9 protein-coding genes are annotated in these 15,890 nt (G+C 37.6%); 1 reads left to right on the top strand and 8 read right to left on the bottom strand.

The window, feature by feature from the left end:
- Nucleotides 1-209: 209 nt before the first annotated feature.
- Nucleotides 210-587, top strand: a complete 378-nt coding sequence (locus BW935_RS07005; RefSeq protein WP_076499915.1) for a hypothetical protein — start codon at nt 210-212, stop codon at nt 585-587.
- A gap of 305 nt (nt 588-892) precedes the next feature.
- On the opposite strand, the gene BW935_RS07000 is transcribed toward BW935_RS07005, so the two are convergent.
- The 8 genes from BW935_RS07000 to BW935_RS06965 all read right to left on the bottom strand — a co-directional run bounded on the left by BW935_RS07000 (nt 893) and on the right by BW935_RS06965 (nt 15,743).
- Nucleotides 893-3,334: a TonB-dependent receptor domain-containing protein gene (locus BW935_RS07000; RefSeq protein WP_076499914.1), complete on the bottom strand. Its 2,442-nt coding sequence runs from the start codon at nt 3,332-3,334 to the stop codon at nt 893-895.
- Between the two features lie 334 nt (nt 3,335-3,668).
- Nucleotides 3,669-4,034, bottom strand: coding sequence for a hypothetical protein (locus BW935_RS06995; protein ID WP_076499901.1), 366 nt, complete (start codon nt 4,032-4,034; stop codon nt 3,669-3,671).
- A 25-nt stretch (nt 4,035-4,059) separates the two neighbouring features.
- Nucleotides 4,060-5,418 carry a sulfatase gene (locus BW935_RS06990; RefSeq protein WP_245802658.1) on the bottom strand — a complete coding sequence of 453 codons (1,359 nt, stop codon included), beginning with the start codon at nt 5,416-5,418 and terminating at the stop codon, nt 4,060-4,062.
- Between the two features lie 14 nt (nt 5,419-5,432).
- Nucleotides 5,433-7,031 (bottom strand): sulfatase family protein, encoded by a 1,599-nt coding sequence (locus tag BW935_RS06985; RefSeq protein ID WP_076499899.1) that lies wholly within the window; start codon nt 7,029-7,031, stop codon nt 5,433-5,435.
- The gene (locus BW935_RS06980; protein WP_076499897.1) at nt 7,021-8,742 is read right to left on the bottom strand and encodes a right-handed parallel beta-helix repeat-containing protein; all 1,722 of its coding nucleotides are present in this window, start codon (nt 8,740-8,742) and stop codon (nt 7,021-7,023) included. Before BW935_RS06980 ends, BW935_RS06985 begins: the two co-directional genes overlap by 11 nt.
- A gap of 219 nt (nt 8,743-8,961) precedes the next feature.
- Nucleotides 8,962-10,848 (bottom strand): alpha-1,3-galactosidase-related protein, encoded by a 1,887-nt coding sequence (locus tag BW935_RS06975; RefSeq protein ID WP_076499895.1) that lies wholly within the window; start codon nt 10,846-10,848, stop codon nt 8,962-8,964.
- Between the two features lie 123 nt (nt 10,849-10,971).
- Nucleotides 10,972-12,615, bottom strand: coding sequence for a RagB/SusD family nutrient uptake outer membrane protein (locus BW935_RS06970; protein WP_076499893.1), 1,644 nt, complete (start codon nt 12,613-12,615; stop codon nt 10,972-10,974).
- Nucleotides 12,616-12,626: 11 nt separating this feature from the next.
- Nucleotides 12,627-15,743, bottom strand: a complete 3,117-nt coding sequence (locus tag BW935_RS06965; RefSeq protein ID WP_076499891.1) for a SusC/RagA family TonB-linked outer membrane protein — start codon at nt 15,741-15,743, stop codon at nt 12,627-12,629.
- Between the last annotated feature and the right edge of the window lie 147 nt (nt 15,744-15,890).

Genomic DNA, 15,890 nt, shown 5'->3' with positions numbered 1-15,890 from the left:
ACAGCTTGTAATATTCGTCGTTGCTAATCTTTTTCATGACGCAAGATTACGAACCAAACAGAAATCAGAAAATATGGGGTTTATCGGACGGATACTTTTCATCCAATGAAACATACTTTATACACAAAGATGGAAGGGCTGACTTGCTATATGCATAAGATGATTTATCTTATTTAGGACATGCTTTCACAAGTGAAGGTCAGTTAATATTGGGCGGATTTAGAGAATTGAGGGTTTCATTAGATGCAAGTCAAGAAAATTTTTACTTTACCATCACCTCTACCAATAACTTTAAATTTAGAGTAATCCAAGATCGATTGGTGATTTGGAACCCTAACTTTGCTGAATTCTATGAAGTAGAGGGTTACAAAGCAGATGAGGAACTTGTAGTCAGAAGGTTGAATAACGAAGGTGTGGAATTTACAAAACTAAATGATATCGCTGAGTTTAACGGGAAAGTGTATCTGGCTACAACTCAAGGGCTATTTAGTAAAAGCCTTGAAGGATTTTGGGATTCCTTTCCTGAGCAAGATGGAGTGAGTGCTGTGGATGATTTTATGGAAGGGCTTGATATGAGGAAGTTTTGAAAAATTAGAAGAATTTAAGATTGGAGATGGCTGATTAAAAATTATCAATAAGTGCAACGTTACAATTTGATTAAGTAGAGGCGTTTACATTTTGAGGAAACCCATCAACAGACAACAGTCAACCGAACATGAAATCGACCATTCTACTTTTAGTTTTTTTTATACTTGCATTCAGGCTGAATACACATAATTTTACAAACAAATCCTGCTTTTGGTAAAAGCAGGATTTGTTTGTATGGCCTTTTAGAAATCTTGATCACAATACTCAATTCCAGATTTATTTGTTTCTTAGGATCAATTGATTTTTAATACTCCTTATCACCAAATTCACTTTTAGAGAACCTCAACAACTTATTTAATTGGTTGAGTCTATAGGAGACACTGAATGCCACGATATCTCTTTCGGAAATGTATTCAGTAGAAGTGAAAAAACCTGTCCCTGACCCGGAAATAATTTGTCTATTGGAATTGATCATTCCCAAGCCTATATTTCTCCAGTGCAGCGCTAAATCCAGCTTGGCTCGAGGCAAACTCTTTTTCAAGCTTAAGTTAGGTGAAAAGAAAGATGATTCTTCGCCCTGGAAGGTTACAGTTCTTGAGAGGTAGTTTAAGTTAAATATCAAATCAAAGCCTTTGGTCAGACCAATGGTGGTGTTGATATCAAAAGAAGAGTTTAAGCTTGAATTGGAACGGGGTTCTCCCATCAGTTCACCTTTGATATTAAAATAGAAGATGTTTGCCCCAAAATAGATTTTTGCCCAATCGGTAAATTCATACTCGGTACCAGTCTCTAGCCCCAAAACATTGGAGACACCTGCGTTGGTATAAACTCTCAATAATATTGAATCATTGAATACTGCATTGATTCTATTGATCGAATTGGTAGTTCTTCTATAATAAGACGTAAGAAATAGAGAGCCTTTGTCATAGAATCTTTTTGCTCCAATCTCAACTGCATCTGTAAATTCAGGTAATAATTCAGGGTCTCCTACTTCAAGAACTTCAGCATGTCTTCTGGCAAAGAAAGGGTTCATCATGGATGTGATGGTTCTGTCAATCCTTCTGGAATAGCCAAAATTAAATGCATAATCCCCTAATGCATAATTGATATTCAAATTTGGAAACAGGTTGAGGAGTGATAAATTAAAATTCGTTGAACTAGAATTATCTGAAAAGTTTCTATCAGTCTTTTCAAGTCTAAGTCCAAAGCTATAATCCAACTTACTTGATCTTTGACCATTGATTTGACTATAAAATGCATGAATATCACGCTCCAATAAAATATCGCTACTAAACTCTGGTAGGATCATATCAATTCCTGATTCAAAGTCTCTTTCAAAAAAATCAAAAACGCCAGTATGATTCAATCTCCTAAATTGGTATCCAGCCATGAAATTGAGGTTATCAGCAATTTTATTTTCAAAATCAATGTTTGCCCTGAATCCTTCTAAGGGATTGAATTCTTCCATTTTTTGCAAATCATAGACATCTAAAGGGTTTTCAGGGTTTCTATTGATGTTGGTTGTAGGGCCTCCCAACGCTGTCTTTTCATATAAAATGGATGCGTCAATTTTAGAATTTTTTGAGATTTTCCAAGAATGATCCATTTGAATGATTAAAAAATCACTATTTCTCTCCCTGCCGTTTTCATTGAAATAAGGGAAATTTTCAAATGCAACAGGGTTTGTGACTGTTCTTCGTGATTGATTGTATAGTAGATCAGCTGTCCGAAGCTCCCTTTTGGCTCCTGCGTTGATAGAAGCGCTTGTTTTGTGCATTTCATTCCAATTGTAAGAAACTAATCCTCTATAGGAAAAGCTATTTCGTCTATAGCTTCTTTCACCGCTTGAATTGGAGCGTGTAAGTGTATCCCCTCTCTGTACTTCTATTGTTCCATTTCTAAATCCAGCGATATCATTCCTATTGAAATCAGCGCCTATTGCGATATCCCATTTATTTTTGATGTAGTTTAGGGTAAAATCAGCATTGTACCTCCTAGGTTGGTTTTGATTGTCATGAAGGTCTAGCGATGGTGCACCGGCAAAGCCATTCATGACTAGAGAAAGACCATCGATGGTGCCCTTTTTTGTCAAAATATTGATCACACCAGCTTTTCCATCTGCATCAAATTTTGAAGAAGGTGAGGAAGTGATTTCGATGTTTTCAATCATATTGGCTGGGAGTTGACCAAGAATGCTGATTGCATCTCCTTGGACTGGCTTACCATTCAAAAGCAGTAAAAATCCCGTCGATCCTCTTAGCGTCAATTCCCCCTCTCCATTGATAGAAATCGAAGGGAGGTTTCTCAGAATGTCTGTCACATTTCCGCCTACCGCAGCTTCAAAATCTGAGCTTGAGAAAATCTGCTTTCCTATGGCTTGTTGGATAGCAAAACTTTTTCCTTCTACTTGATATTCTGAAAGCTCTTGAACTGATTCTTCCAGTTTGAATTGACCCAAGTCCAAAACCTGACCAACTACTTTAATGTCAGGAACCAATAATTCTCTAAATCCCATAAAAGATACAACCATTTGGTAGGTATCAGGATCAAGGGTAATTTGAAAAAATCCAACTTCATCCGCCACAGTGGAGCTAACAAGTTCCTCCCCTGTCTTGTCTAAAAATGAAACCAAAACAAATGGGATAGGATCATCAAGGCTATCGATAATTTTCCCTTTGACATTTGTCTGAGCGAAAGCGTTAAAACTTAAAAGTGGAAAAAGTAATATTGAAAATATGTATTTCATTGTGTAGTTAATAGCTAGAAATTAAGTTCAAATTTTATCTTTCAAATTTAGCCTCTTTATAGACTTGAATTTTGTGTTATCTGTTCAAAATATAGGTTAAATCGTTCATTAAAAATCTTAAAACAATTTATGTGAATAAATTAGTCAATTTTTTCTCAACATTCAGGCACAAAAACATGACGCATCTACTACTAGTATAGATGCGTCAATATCGCAAGCCTGTATTAGGCTTGTCCATTTATTAATTATAAAATCGTCTGCTATAATTTGAGTACTACTCTTTAATGAATATAACTTTCTTAATAGCACATGATATTTTGTCATTCATGTTTATTTACATGGTCATCTTATTCATGATTGGGTGTACCCTATCATTAAATGGTTCTAGTTTATCCCATTGAACACCTATGGCATCCATTACAGCTTTTGTATGTGGGTAGACATTTTTTTTCCTAAACTGCTCCATTTCTGATTTCTTGATTTCACCACTTTTGTTCTTGTCAGCCATTTCCTTTTGAGCTTGAATCAGTGCCAATTTGGCCTCGTATATTGCTTGCTTTTTGGAGTCTTTAAGTTTGAAATGCTTGACTGCCTCAGCAGCATAGTATTCGGCTTTTTTTTCTTGAAGGGAGGTTTGAATATCAGATGCCCAAAGGACATTTGAAAGGATCATTGCTAAGATTAATAGTACATTTTTCATTTTAATTGAATTTAGGTTATAGGTATTAATAAGTTGGAACCGCTTCAGATTCCCATTTTTCTAGTTTGTTTTTTAATGCTACTTCTATGGCTAAGCCCTCTCCTACTCGATTTTGTTGCTCGGAGATGTCTTGGACTACATTAAATAATTCGAACTTTCCGCTTCTGTATTTGATTAGTTTCCAGTCTCCTGATATCATGGCTGCATACTGGTCTTCATAGCTTCTGTAAAAAAACAAATCTCTGGTATCGAGTGGCTCCTCTTTCAATGCAGGCATGAAGCTAACTCCTTGTATTTTATCAGACGAATAAGGCTTTAAAGATGCTATCTCAACCAATGTTGGAAATACATCGATTGTTTGGATGGGTGTGTCAATGGTAGAATCAGGTGTGGTTAAGCCTGGATAATACACGTAAAATGGAACTCTTGCCCCACCTTCACCTAAGGTATTTCCTCCAGTTTTAGCTCCTGACAAAGGCGCATTGCTATAGAATCCTCCTTGATCAGAAATAAGCAAAATTACGGTATTTTCATCCAAACCATTTAGCGCAAGTGCTTCCCTAATACGTCCTACAGATTCATCCACACTTGCCACCATCGCAGCATAAGTAGCTTCTTTTGATTCATAACCTTTTGCAAGAAAATGATCAACAAGATCCTTTCTACCTACGAAAGGTGAGTGAACATTGTAATACCAAAAGGTCAACATAAATGGGTTTTCTTGATTGTAGTTGTTTAAAAAATCCACTGCTTTATCAGTTAGGATATCAGTCAGATAATCTTCTGTATATTCAGAAAGCAGATCATCTTTGAAAAATTCAGGGTAGTAACTTTTGGGATGCCCCCAATTGCCTGTCCCAAACATCTCGTCAAAACCTTGGTGTATTGGATAAAAAGGTTCATGTCCCAAATGCCACTTTCCAATGAACATATTGTAGTAGCCATGTTCTTTTAAGACTTCTGCATAAGTCTCTTCTTCCAAAGGCAGCCAATTGATAGAAGGCATTTGTGCAGGATCATTTTTCCAGTAATTATATTTTTCATCATTGCTGCCGTCTTTGTTTGAATGTTCTATATGGCGAGGCATTTCCAGTCGTATTGCTTCTTTGCCAGTCAATAAACTTGCTCTGCTTGGACTACAAGTCGGTGTAGGTACGTATGCTCTGGTAAACTCCATACCATCTTTTTTCAGGCGGTCGATTTGAGGAGTTTCAAACCTGTCATTGCGGTAGCCGACATCAGCCCATCCCCAGTCATCTACAAATAAGAGGACAATGTTTGGTTGTTTCTTATCAGGAGTATTCTGGGCAAAGGCTGATGCATCAAATAGATGTGCAAGGATGATTGGGATCAACAAGTGCATGAATTGGTTCTTATAGTTCATTTTGGGAAATTGTTTTAATCTATTGGCTCTTTTTCAGCATCTGTGGGATTTACCCAAGGCGTATCCTTAATTGTAAATTCTCCATCCATATAGCGCTCATAGTAATTCCATCCTTGTGGATTGTTGAATCCATAAGAATTGAAAATATCCCCATTACCAAACATCCTTGGATCTTCTTGCTCTTTGAGAATTGCCTCCATCCTACTTTTCAGTGACAATTTTAAATCAAGGAGGTTGGGATCCTCTGATATATTAATCATACAATCTGGATCATTCTTGACGTTAAAGAGTTCCTCTTCAGAAGTTCTTTTGCCAAAGGACAAATTCCAGAAAAACTGGTCTTGACCGGATCGACGCATATTTAATATTTGTGTTTTGGTTGGAGAAGCATCACAATCCAAATAACCTACCTCTGGATTGCCCGCGGGATACAGTGATATGTCGTAATTGAAGAGATACATGTAATCATTAGATACGATACCGCGAATTGGAAAACCTTTGTTTTCAGGTCTGCCATAATCATGACGCTCTCGTCCAATCAAAACATAATCTCTTTCAGGGTTTACCTGACCTTGCTTGTTTGAATAAAATATATCCGTAAGACTTTTTCCAGGAGACGGATGCATTTTAGATTCTTCAAACTTTATACCCGCCAATTCCAAAAACGTAGGAGCAAAATCAATGAAACTCACCATGTCTTTGATAATTCTGCCTGGGCTTTTTATTCCTTTTGCCCATCTAATAGCCAAAGGCACTTTGTTGGAGATTTCATATTCTTGTGCTTTGGCTCTTGGGAAAGGCATACCATGATCTGAAGTCATGACAATGATTGTATTTTCCAGCAACCCTCTTTTTTCAAGGCTTGCTATCATTCTACCCAAGTGCATGTCTGCATATTCTATCTCCAGTGCATAATCCAACATGTCATTTCTCACCGTGTCAGTATCTGGCCAAAATCCTGGCACCCTATCTATATCTTCCAGTTTTTTGCCATTGGCCTGACCGGATCCATATTCATATTTTCTATGGGGTTCATGGGCTCCATACCAAAAAAACCAGGGCTTACCTTCCTCTAGGTGATCAAGAAAATAATCGAATTCAGCAGAATAATCCGCACTGCTCATGCCAGTTGTCCAAGGTTCGGTATTGTGTTTTTTTACTGGAGGTCCAATCAGCTCCCGTCTTTTTCCATTGATTGTTCCAGGATCTCCTGGAGCGTATCCTTTACCGGTTCTAGCAGTTTCATATCCATTTGCTCTTAATACTTCTGGAAATGTCTTGAATTTGGCTGGAAAAACGGCTACGTGATTGCCAGCCTCCTCCAATTGCCAAGAATTTCGTCCAGTCAAAACATTGGCTCTTGATGGGGCGCACTTGGCATTTGGTGTATAGGCATTGGTAAATAACAAGCCTTCACTAGCTAATCGATCAAAATGTGGGGTTGAAACCCAGTCAACTCCATAAGCGCTCATGTGAGGCGATGCATCGTCCATGATGCAGAAAAGAATATTTGGACGTTCTTGAACTTTCTCTGGATACTGGATAAAACCATATGCCAAGACCACTCCCAGCGCTCCAATGGTTAGTGTCCATCTGATCGATCTATTTTTCATGTACTAAAATTTTCAATCCAAAATTCTCTTCAATATTTTCTACATTTTCTAAGTAGACAGTTCTATTGGAATCCTTATCCCTGCCAAAATCTCTTCTCCAAGGGAGTAGGTTTGTATTATCAGGAGATATCACCTTATTATCTAGGAATTTGAGTCCAATAGTAGAGGTGATACCAAAGCCAGGATTAATGGATTCAGAAACCGTGTTTCCTTGGATAGTAATGTTGTTGTGTGCACCAGCTGTCCCCACTTGACCATTGCCTCCGAATGCATATACAGCAATGCCAACATCACGACAATATTTGACTATGTTGTTTATAATCATCAGGTTATTCCCACTTCCTGCTTCCAGCCATTGATGCTCTGGAGAACATTTGATACCCATTCCCCAATTACTTATTAATTGGTTATTTGCAATCGTTCCATTGCTGGCTTTTGCTATGATTCCCCTACTTCTATTTGGGCCAGCTATGCATTCTATTATTTCAAATCCATTCCCTAATTTATTGGCTGAGGCTATTACGCTGCCCAATGGAAGGTTGATAGGTCTATCTATTTCAATTAAGTAGACATTCGGAGCATCTTTGGTTTTACCTGATTCAGCTAAGAATTTTTGGGTACCTAAGAATTTCTTTTCTTCGGCATTAAGGGCTCGTCCTTTTTTTATGGAAAGTACAGTAGCATCCTCGAGGCGACTTCCATCATATGAAACCAATTCTACTGGATCACCTACCTTGATATCTGGAGTTTTTCCTGATTTTCCTACTACTGTGATGATATTTTCATTTGTCGCTGTGATCACATGATATTGTCCGCTGATTGCAAATCCATCGTCCCCATTGTATCGCGCCAAGCAATTTCGATATGAAGGCCCTACTTCAGCAGATTTGGAATGAAATCCATCCGCATTATTGCTACGCATCCTTTTGACTTCTCTTGGTTTGATATCAGATTCTAGAGGTCTTCGGTCTACTTTACAATTGACATACTTGGAACCATTACAACTCATTTCAAAAAATGCAAAAGTTGTCCCTGAATAAACTGTGATACCGTCTAGAACTAAGCCCTCACTATCACGCATAAGTATGGAATGAGGACTAAAGCGTTTATTATAGGTGTCAAACACGATGATATCCCCGATTTCTTCGAAGGAGTGTTGCTCGTTCGCTTGAGGTTTTTTGGTAAACACAACCCTCCTATTGGCTTCATCTACATCATAGGTCACAGAATAATAAGTCCTGGTGACCAATTCGCCTGTTTTGGGGCTGTATATTTCTAGTTTATCGTTCCTGAGGTTGGTGGTATAGCCTTCAAGTATATCTACCGTCAATTGTGTTTTATCATCAGACATCTCCACGATCCTACCCTGTGTAAATGGCAAGGGGTCGTAATCTACTGCCAAGCCTTGAATTTTCAGGTTCTTACAATTGGTGATATTTATTGCTTGAACTGTCTCTGTGCAAATCAACTCTACATCATTTGCTAGAATGGTGATGTCGTTGAGGTTTTCAAAGAGTAGATGTGTGTTTCCATTTGGTTTTACTCGATACCTGCCTGGAGGGATGACGATTTCTTTTTTCCCATTAGAGATTTCTTTATCTATGAATCTTTGAAGGTCAAAATTTCTTCCTGGATCGATTTGGGCCGACAGTGTATTTGAATTCAATACTGCTAGGAAGCAGGATATAATAATTAATATTCGGTTTTTCATTTTGGGTTTTTAAAAGGAAACAATAGGTTTAATAGGGTTGAGATCTTATTTCCAAAGTAATTTTATTTGAACTCAGAAAACAATTCTAGCTGTAACAACAAGCTTTAGAAATGTAACAATTAATGATATTCAATTTGAATGCATGTTTGAGACTATTTAATTCTATCAAAAGCTCTATTTTCTATAGCAAAAGAACCGTTGAAGCTGATATTTCCTGAGTTACATGTCTGATACCTTGTTGATCACATCTATAGCTTTTAACTTATTTTGAAAATCAACTGTGATATCTATATTTTTTATTATAAGTGTGTCTATGTGATGGACATCTAGGACATGAGCACTTGGGTATAATGCCGGAAAGCTCTTAGAGTTTTCGATTTTATTATCTGAAAACTCAAGATAGCGGACACCATTGGCTTTAAGAATAGAAGGATTGAAGTTGGTAAACGTATTGTTTTTAATGGTGATGTTCCCGAAGATGTAATCGGTTTTATCCAAGTCTGTCTCAATATAAATCACAGGTCTGTCTCCTCCTCCATAAGCACAATCACCAAAAGTATTCCCTTCAATCAGCAGATCCTGTGCACTACCTGACTCGTACCACCAAGTTAATTCAACAGGGACAAAAATCGCCGACATCATGTTACTGAAATAATTATTTCGAACAATGGTCTTCTTGGGTGTAGATAAAAGAATTCCTCTAGCTCTGTTATCTGCAAAATGATTATTTGTAATGGTCAATTCAGGATACCAATCCAAGTTTTCAACTACATAATCATCATTAAGCTGCGATGCAATATTTTCACTCAATGTGATGATATAATATCTTTCATTTAATTTGTTGACATGCTGTACTGTAGTCTTAAGTTCTACATTAGCAGATTTCTTTTGATTGATAAATCCAATCTTATCTCCTGCTTCTGCAAAGTCAAAGCCGCCTTGCTGAAAGTGTCCAACCCTCACTCCTATTTTGTTTGGTGAGAGTACATCAGAAACGATCACATAAGATCCATGAACATTGGTAGCATCATCTAACTGATTTCTAAAGTTACAGTTGTTGATGATGATTTCTCCTTTGCAGTTGACAAAGTGAGAAGCATCGGCTGTGGTGGATACCATTAGATCTCTTTCAGGATTTGGAAAGATTTTCATGTTATCCAATGTGATATTGATACTTCTTTCACCAATCACCCCCATCCCTCCTGCATGATAGATGATCACATCATGGATTTTGATATCTTGGCTTTTATTGATGTGAATAGCATTAGCTGTTCTATTGTCTCCATTTTGGCCTTTGGCGACCAAAACCATTCCAACAGGCGGTGGACTTTTGGACAAGCCTGAAATCCGTACTAATCCATGAGCTAATTCTTCAGCTTTGAGAATATTTTCTTGATTCTGATATACATACTCAGGTGACCTCAAATCCACATAGTTTTGAAAATCAAATGAATGCTTGTTCTTGATTTCAATATTTTTGTTCATCCGCAATGGGGTATAATCATTGGTATTATATGCTACTGCCTTTCTCAAAGGGTCATATAAAATCGCATTGCCTAAATCATGTTCGTAACCTTCCTTGATAAAAATTAACTTTTCGTTTCGGATGGTGTAAGGGAAGCTTTCTGCAATCTTCAAATCCACTGAACCATTTTCTTGATCATTGGCTACTACCAATGCTTCACTGTGTAATGGTATGTGCCAATCAATAGAGAATCCAGAGATATTTACTTTTTTTGAATCTTCAATCAAAAATGGCATCATTAGGCCATGAAAAATAAATTTGGCGCCAGATGCCTGAAGCGTGAGTCCATCAAAACCCTTGATTGGAAAAGCAATTCTCCGCATGGTATTGTCATGATTGGAAACGAAACTATACTGCTCGTAAGCTTTTTCTGGGTAAAAATGATATACTCCCTCTTCTATGATGACCTTGCTATTCTTGTATTCAGAGGCATCTTGTAGCATGGTAAGCACAGCCAATGTGGCGTCTTTTTCATTTTCATTCAGATAATTGCTCAATCTAAAGTCCTGTGCATGTAGCTTTTGAACCAACATGAATGCAGGTATTAAAGCTAAGATTCTTAAAAGTCCAAAGTGATTCATGTTTATAATTTTATTCAATTATTCATTGAAGTGTTTTAATGTGATTTTAAAAAAAGAGCCACTTAAGTCAGTATAGTGACATTCAAGTAGCTCTCCTTTTAATTCGATTAATATTTGGGATTCCTAGTACCCAGGATTTTGATCCAAATTTGGATTCAAATCAATTTGTTGTATTGGTATTGGGAACCATACTCTTTCTGATCTCCAGTTTTGCTTAATCAAGTTTACATTACTATTGTAAGCACCAAAATTTGGATTGAGCGCATCGATTTTCTCGTCATATTTATTGAAGCGAGCAAGGTCAATTCTTCTCCAGATCTCAAAGCAAAGTTCTCTAGATCGTTCGTCAATAAGTTCTTCAAAGAAATCTTCCCTGAAATAAGCATTATTCAGAACTTCTACAGATGAAGAAGGTAAGACAGAACGCTCTCTAACTTGACTCAAAAGTACTCTAGCACCAGCTTCATCCCCTGTGAAATAGAGAGCTTCTGCTCTTAGAAGTAAAATATCTCCTAATCTTAATAAAGGGAAAGATAGTGCAGTTGCAAAAGCCGCATAACTTTTCTGAGCTGGATCCATAAGTCTGTATTTACCAACGCTCATCAAAGGGCTATTTGGTCCAGGTAGTGGTCTTGGTTGGAAATATCTCACCCCATCAACAACTAATACATCTAATACATTAGGATTACCCCCTAAATTTCCTGATACATTGTGGCTGAATCGGAAATCATTCACATTATATAAATTATACAATTCACCTGTTGGACGTGTCCAACCCGAGCCAGCGCCGATAATTGGTGAATTTCCTTGAGGGATAAAATTATTCACTACTATGGTAATTACATTTTGTGATGGATCAGTAGAACCTTCCGCAGAAAGCATTACCTCTTGTGCTTGAGCAGTTTTTGTAGTCTCTCTAAATAATCTGTCATAGTTTTCTGTAAGTATGTAACCACTATTAGCAATTAGGTCTGCTGAAATGGTTAAAGCATTATTGTAACTAGCTGCGACATCCACCCATGCAAAACTATTAGGAGTATACCCAAAGTCACTCAAACCATGGGAATTCATGCTTGCGAGGTAAGTATATATTTTTACTAAAAGACCAGCTGCTGTCCATTTATTCACTGTAGCTGCTCTTGGGCCTCTGTGTTGCAGATTTTCATAACCAAACTCTAGGTCAGAAATAATTTGCTCGTAAACTTCTTGAACTGGTAGTCTTGGCAAATTGGGATCGTCACTAGTACTAGTATATATTGGAATTGCTCCAAACATCATGCTTAACATCATGTGTTGAAATCCACGTAATACTTTAGCTTCTGCCTCAATTTCAACTTTCCGATTGCCCGCAAAAAGATTATCAGGCATATTTTCAAGGTTTTCAAGTAAGCTGTTTGCACGTCCAATACCAGCGTAAAGGAAAAACCAAGCGTTATTGATTTCAAAATCAGTGCTCGTAAAGCCAGCAGTTCCAAATTGACCACCTCTTAAATTGGCGAAATTGGCTGGTTTAACACCCTCATCAGTTCCCTTGGCAAGCATTTCCACCAAGTCTCTACGGAAACCGGATGCATTACCAGCTCCTTGAACAGAACCAGCTGTAAGTGTACTGTAAACGCCTACCAAGGCTATTTCAGCATCATTTGCAGTTCTGTAGAAATTTTCTGGAGCTGTAAATGAAAATGGTCTAGGTTCAAGAAAATCAGCGCATGCGCTTGTGACCATTACAGACACAGCTAAGATTATGATTTTTATATATTTTTTCATGACTAATTCTTTTAGAAAGTTGCATTAAGGCTCAATGTGAAGGTTCTGGCTCTTGGGTAAGGGATTCTATCTAGCCCTGCAAGCAATGGATTGTTGAAATTCACTTCTGGATCCCAGCCAGTATAATTTGTCCAAGTAAGTAAGTTGTTACCTATGATATTTGCCCTTAGACTTGCCATGCCTATCTTTCTGGCCAAGGCTCTTGGAAGATTATATCCAAAAGATGCAGTCTTTAAGCGAAGGTAAGATCCATCCTCTACGAAATAGGAAGAGGAAATTTGTCTATCTATTGCACCATGTGCAGGATATTGATTGCTTGGATTTTCAGGTGTCCAGTGATTTTCGAAGTAGTCCTGAACTACGTTTGCCCATGGTTCTCCACCGTTGAGTCTAACTTTGGATGCATTGAATAAGTCGTTGCCATATGACCATTGGAAGAATACAGACAACTCAAAATTCTTATAACTGAATGTATTATTAATTCCTCCAAAGTGCTTAGGATTACTTTGTCCAATGATTTGTCTATCCTCGTCATTGATTACACCATCACCATTGATATCGGCATATTTCATTCTTCCAGGTTGTGGATTTCCTGTGTAAACAGGCAAGTCATCTCTTAACACATAGTTTCTACTTCCATGCGGAATAGAAGGGTCACTATTGTTTTGCCAAGTGAAATCATCAATTTGGTAAATTCCATCAAAGACAAAACCGAACATGGTTCCAATTGGCTGTCCTACTGCTGCTCTACCTATATTTGACTGAAAGTCACCTTGTGTAGAAATTGGGATGAAATCTGCAGATCCTAGATCTACAATTTTATTTCTATTAAAGGTGATATTAAAGTCTGTTCTCCATGTAAAGTTATTTTTATCATAATTCACTGAGGATATTTCTAATTCAAGTCCGTAGTTATCAATTCGTCCAATATTTTGCCACTGTGCTGTAAATCCGCTCTGAGCAGGAATCGGTGCATTCAACAAAAGATCAGTAGTTATTTTTTGATAAACATCAGCGCTCAAATTCAATCTTCCATCTAATAAACCTAAGTCAAGCCCAGCATTAAATTGATTGGTAACTTCCCATTTCAAATTTGGATTGGGAAGAGAACCTGGTGCGAGGCCGAAGATCATGGCATCATTGCTTGCATAGAATACAGGATCCAATTGTGCTAAGTAAGTGTAAGGAGGGATTCGTTCGTTACCTGTTGCACCATAGCTTAACCTCAATTTCAGATTAGAGACTGATCTGATATCCTGCATAAAACCTTCATCGGAAATTCTCCAACCAAAGGCTGCCGATGGGAAATATCCCCATCTATTTTCTGCTCCAAACTTATCCGAACCATCTGCACGAATACTTGCTGTAATTAAGTATTTGTCAAATAGCGTATAATTAACTCTTGATAAATAAGAAAGCCTATTATTAATATACCGTTGCGTACTATAAGAAGTGACAGCTGCACCTTTGGTGATGTTATTTACGCCGGTTGTTTCATCTTCGAATCCAGAAACTGTATTTGCAAAGTCTTCAAAGTTATAACTGAAGATCTCAAATGCTGCCATGGCATCAATTTGATGATTGGTTCCAATAGACTTGTTATAATGCAACTGTGAAGAATGATTATAAGAATAGGTGCTTACTTCTTTCAGCCTGGCCAATCCATTAGGAAGTCTACCCCATGAAGTTTCTGAACCATAATATTCTTTCACTTTTGATTGGCTGAGATTGGTACCTAAAACACCCGTGTATTTAAAATTATCTGTGAATTGATAATTCATATTCACGCTCGAAATCAATCTAAGAATATTAGTGCTTTTGTCTGATTTTTGAATTAAGTCCAATGGACTTATATAGCCATCACTTGCCAGATCAACATCATCTGTTAAAATATTCCAAGGGTTAGCTAAAAGAAGCTGTTGGGTGATTCCTGTAAAACTATTTGGTCCTCCATTATTGGCAACACCACTTAGAACAGAATAAGAAGCATTTGAACTAAATCCAAATGATAATTTTTCATTTACCTTGGTATTCAGTCTCAATCTCATGTTGTATTGAGAATAATCGTTGTTCACCACAAGACCTTCTTGATTGAGCACTCCTATTCCTATAGAATAATTGGTGGTATTGTTTCCCCCCCTAATTCCAAACTGATGCTGCATGGTCACACCAGCCCTTAAGGCTTCATCTTGCCAATCAAAAGATCTTAATCGACTGAAATCTCTAGGGGTGTCAAAAACACCATCTCGGTTTGTATCTTCATTCAAGAATTGATTGTTGCCTCTTTGCGCTTGATATATCAGATAATCATCAGGTGATAATACTGGCATTCTCCTGATAGGCTCTGATACACTTGCATCCAGTGAATAGCTGACCACTGTTCTACCACTTGATCCAGCTTTTGTGGTGATTATTACGACACCATTCGCACCTCTTGAACCATAAATTGCTGTTGCAGAAGCATCCTTCAATACTTCTATAGATTCAATATCAGCGGGATTGATACCAGTCAGCGGATTGACTCTTGCTTGAGAGGATCCTGTACTGGCAACTTCGTCAAAGTTGACATCGATTTGTACACCATCAATGACAAACAAAGGAGAGGAAGAACCATTGATAGAAGTTTGTCCCCTGACAATGATATTCATACCAGCGCCAGGCTGGCCTGAATCAGTAGAAATCTGCACACCAGACATCCGTCCTTGCATGGCTGAAAAAAGGTCTGTGCTTCTCGATTCCATGAGTGTTTCATTCTTAACACCTGTCAAGGATCCTGTAAGGTCACTTCGCCTTTGAGATCCGTAACCAATTACCACAAATTCATCTAAAAGATCATCGCTCTCCTTGAGGCGGATTTGCATATTGGGTTGAACCTTCAACTCGATTCTTTTATATCCAGCATAAGCAATGACAAGAATGGCATCTTCATTATCTACACTGAGGGTAAATGTACCATCAAGATCCGTAATCGTACCTTTTGAGGTATCCTTTACCAATACAGTAGCCCCTATTAAAGGTTCTCCTGTATTGTCATCTGTAACTACTCCCTTTACTTCAATCTGTGCCAAGGAATCATTCACTTGGAACAGGAAGAGTAGGATTAAACTAACTAGTAAACGTGTTTTCATAGAACTCCATGATTATTTTAGGTTATTATTAATTTTAGGTGGTTTTTTAGATGGGAATAAACCAATCTAGGTTGCTAATTGAATTTGTTTTTGAGACGGACTTAGGATATTGTATCCAGAAGCGATTCATTTTTGAGTGATCATTCT

The organism is Belliella pelovolcani (assembly GCF_900156785.1).
Classification (GTDB): Bacteria; Bacteroidota; Bacteroidia; order Cytophagales; family Cyclobacteriaceae; genus Belliella; species Belliella pelovolcani.
The sequence above is the reverse complement of the archived record's forward strand: the minus strand, read 5'-3'. Positions and strand labels throughout refer to the sequence as shown.

Bases quoted from the DNA above. Each gene is read 5' to 3' on its own strand.
- BW935_RS06970 (WP_076499893.1), bottom strand. From the start codon at position 12,615: ATGAAAAAATATATAAAAATCATAATCTTAGCTGTGTCTGTAATGGTC.
- BW935_RS06965 (WP_076499891.1), bottom strand. From the start codon at position 15,743: ATGAAAACACGTTTACTAGTTAGTTTAATCCTACTCTTCCTGTTCCAA.
- BW935_RS06975 (WP_076499895.1), bottom strand. From the start codon at position 10,848: ATGAATCACTTTGGACTTTTAAGAATCTTAGCTTTAATACCTGCATTC.
- BW935_RS06990 (WP_245802658.1), bottom strand. From the start codon at position 5,418: ATGAACTATAAGAACCAATTCATGCACTTGTTGATCCCAATCATCCTT.
- BW935_RS07000 (WP_076499914.1), bottom strand. From the start codon at position 3,334: ATGAAATACATATTTTCAATATTACTTTTTCCACTTTTAAGTTTTAAC.
- BW935_RS06980 (WP_076499897.1), bottom strand. From the start codon at position 8,742: ATGAAAAACCGAATATTAATTATTATATCCTGCTTCCTAGCAGTATTG.
- BW935_RS06985 (WP_076499899.1), bottom strand. From the start codon at position 7,031: ATGAAAAATAGATCGATCAGATGGACACTAACCATTGGAGCGCTGGGA.
- BW935_RS06995 (WP_076499901.1), bottom strand. From the start codon at position 4,034: ATGAAAAATGTACTATTAATCTTAGCAATGATCCTTTCAAATGTCCTT.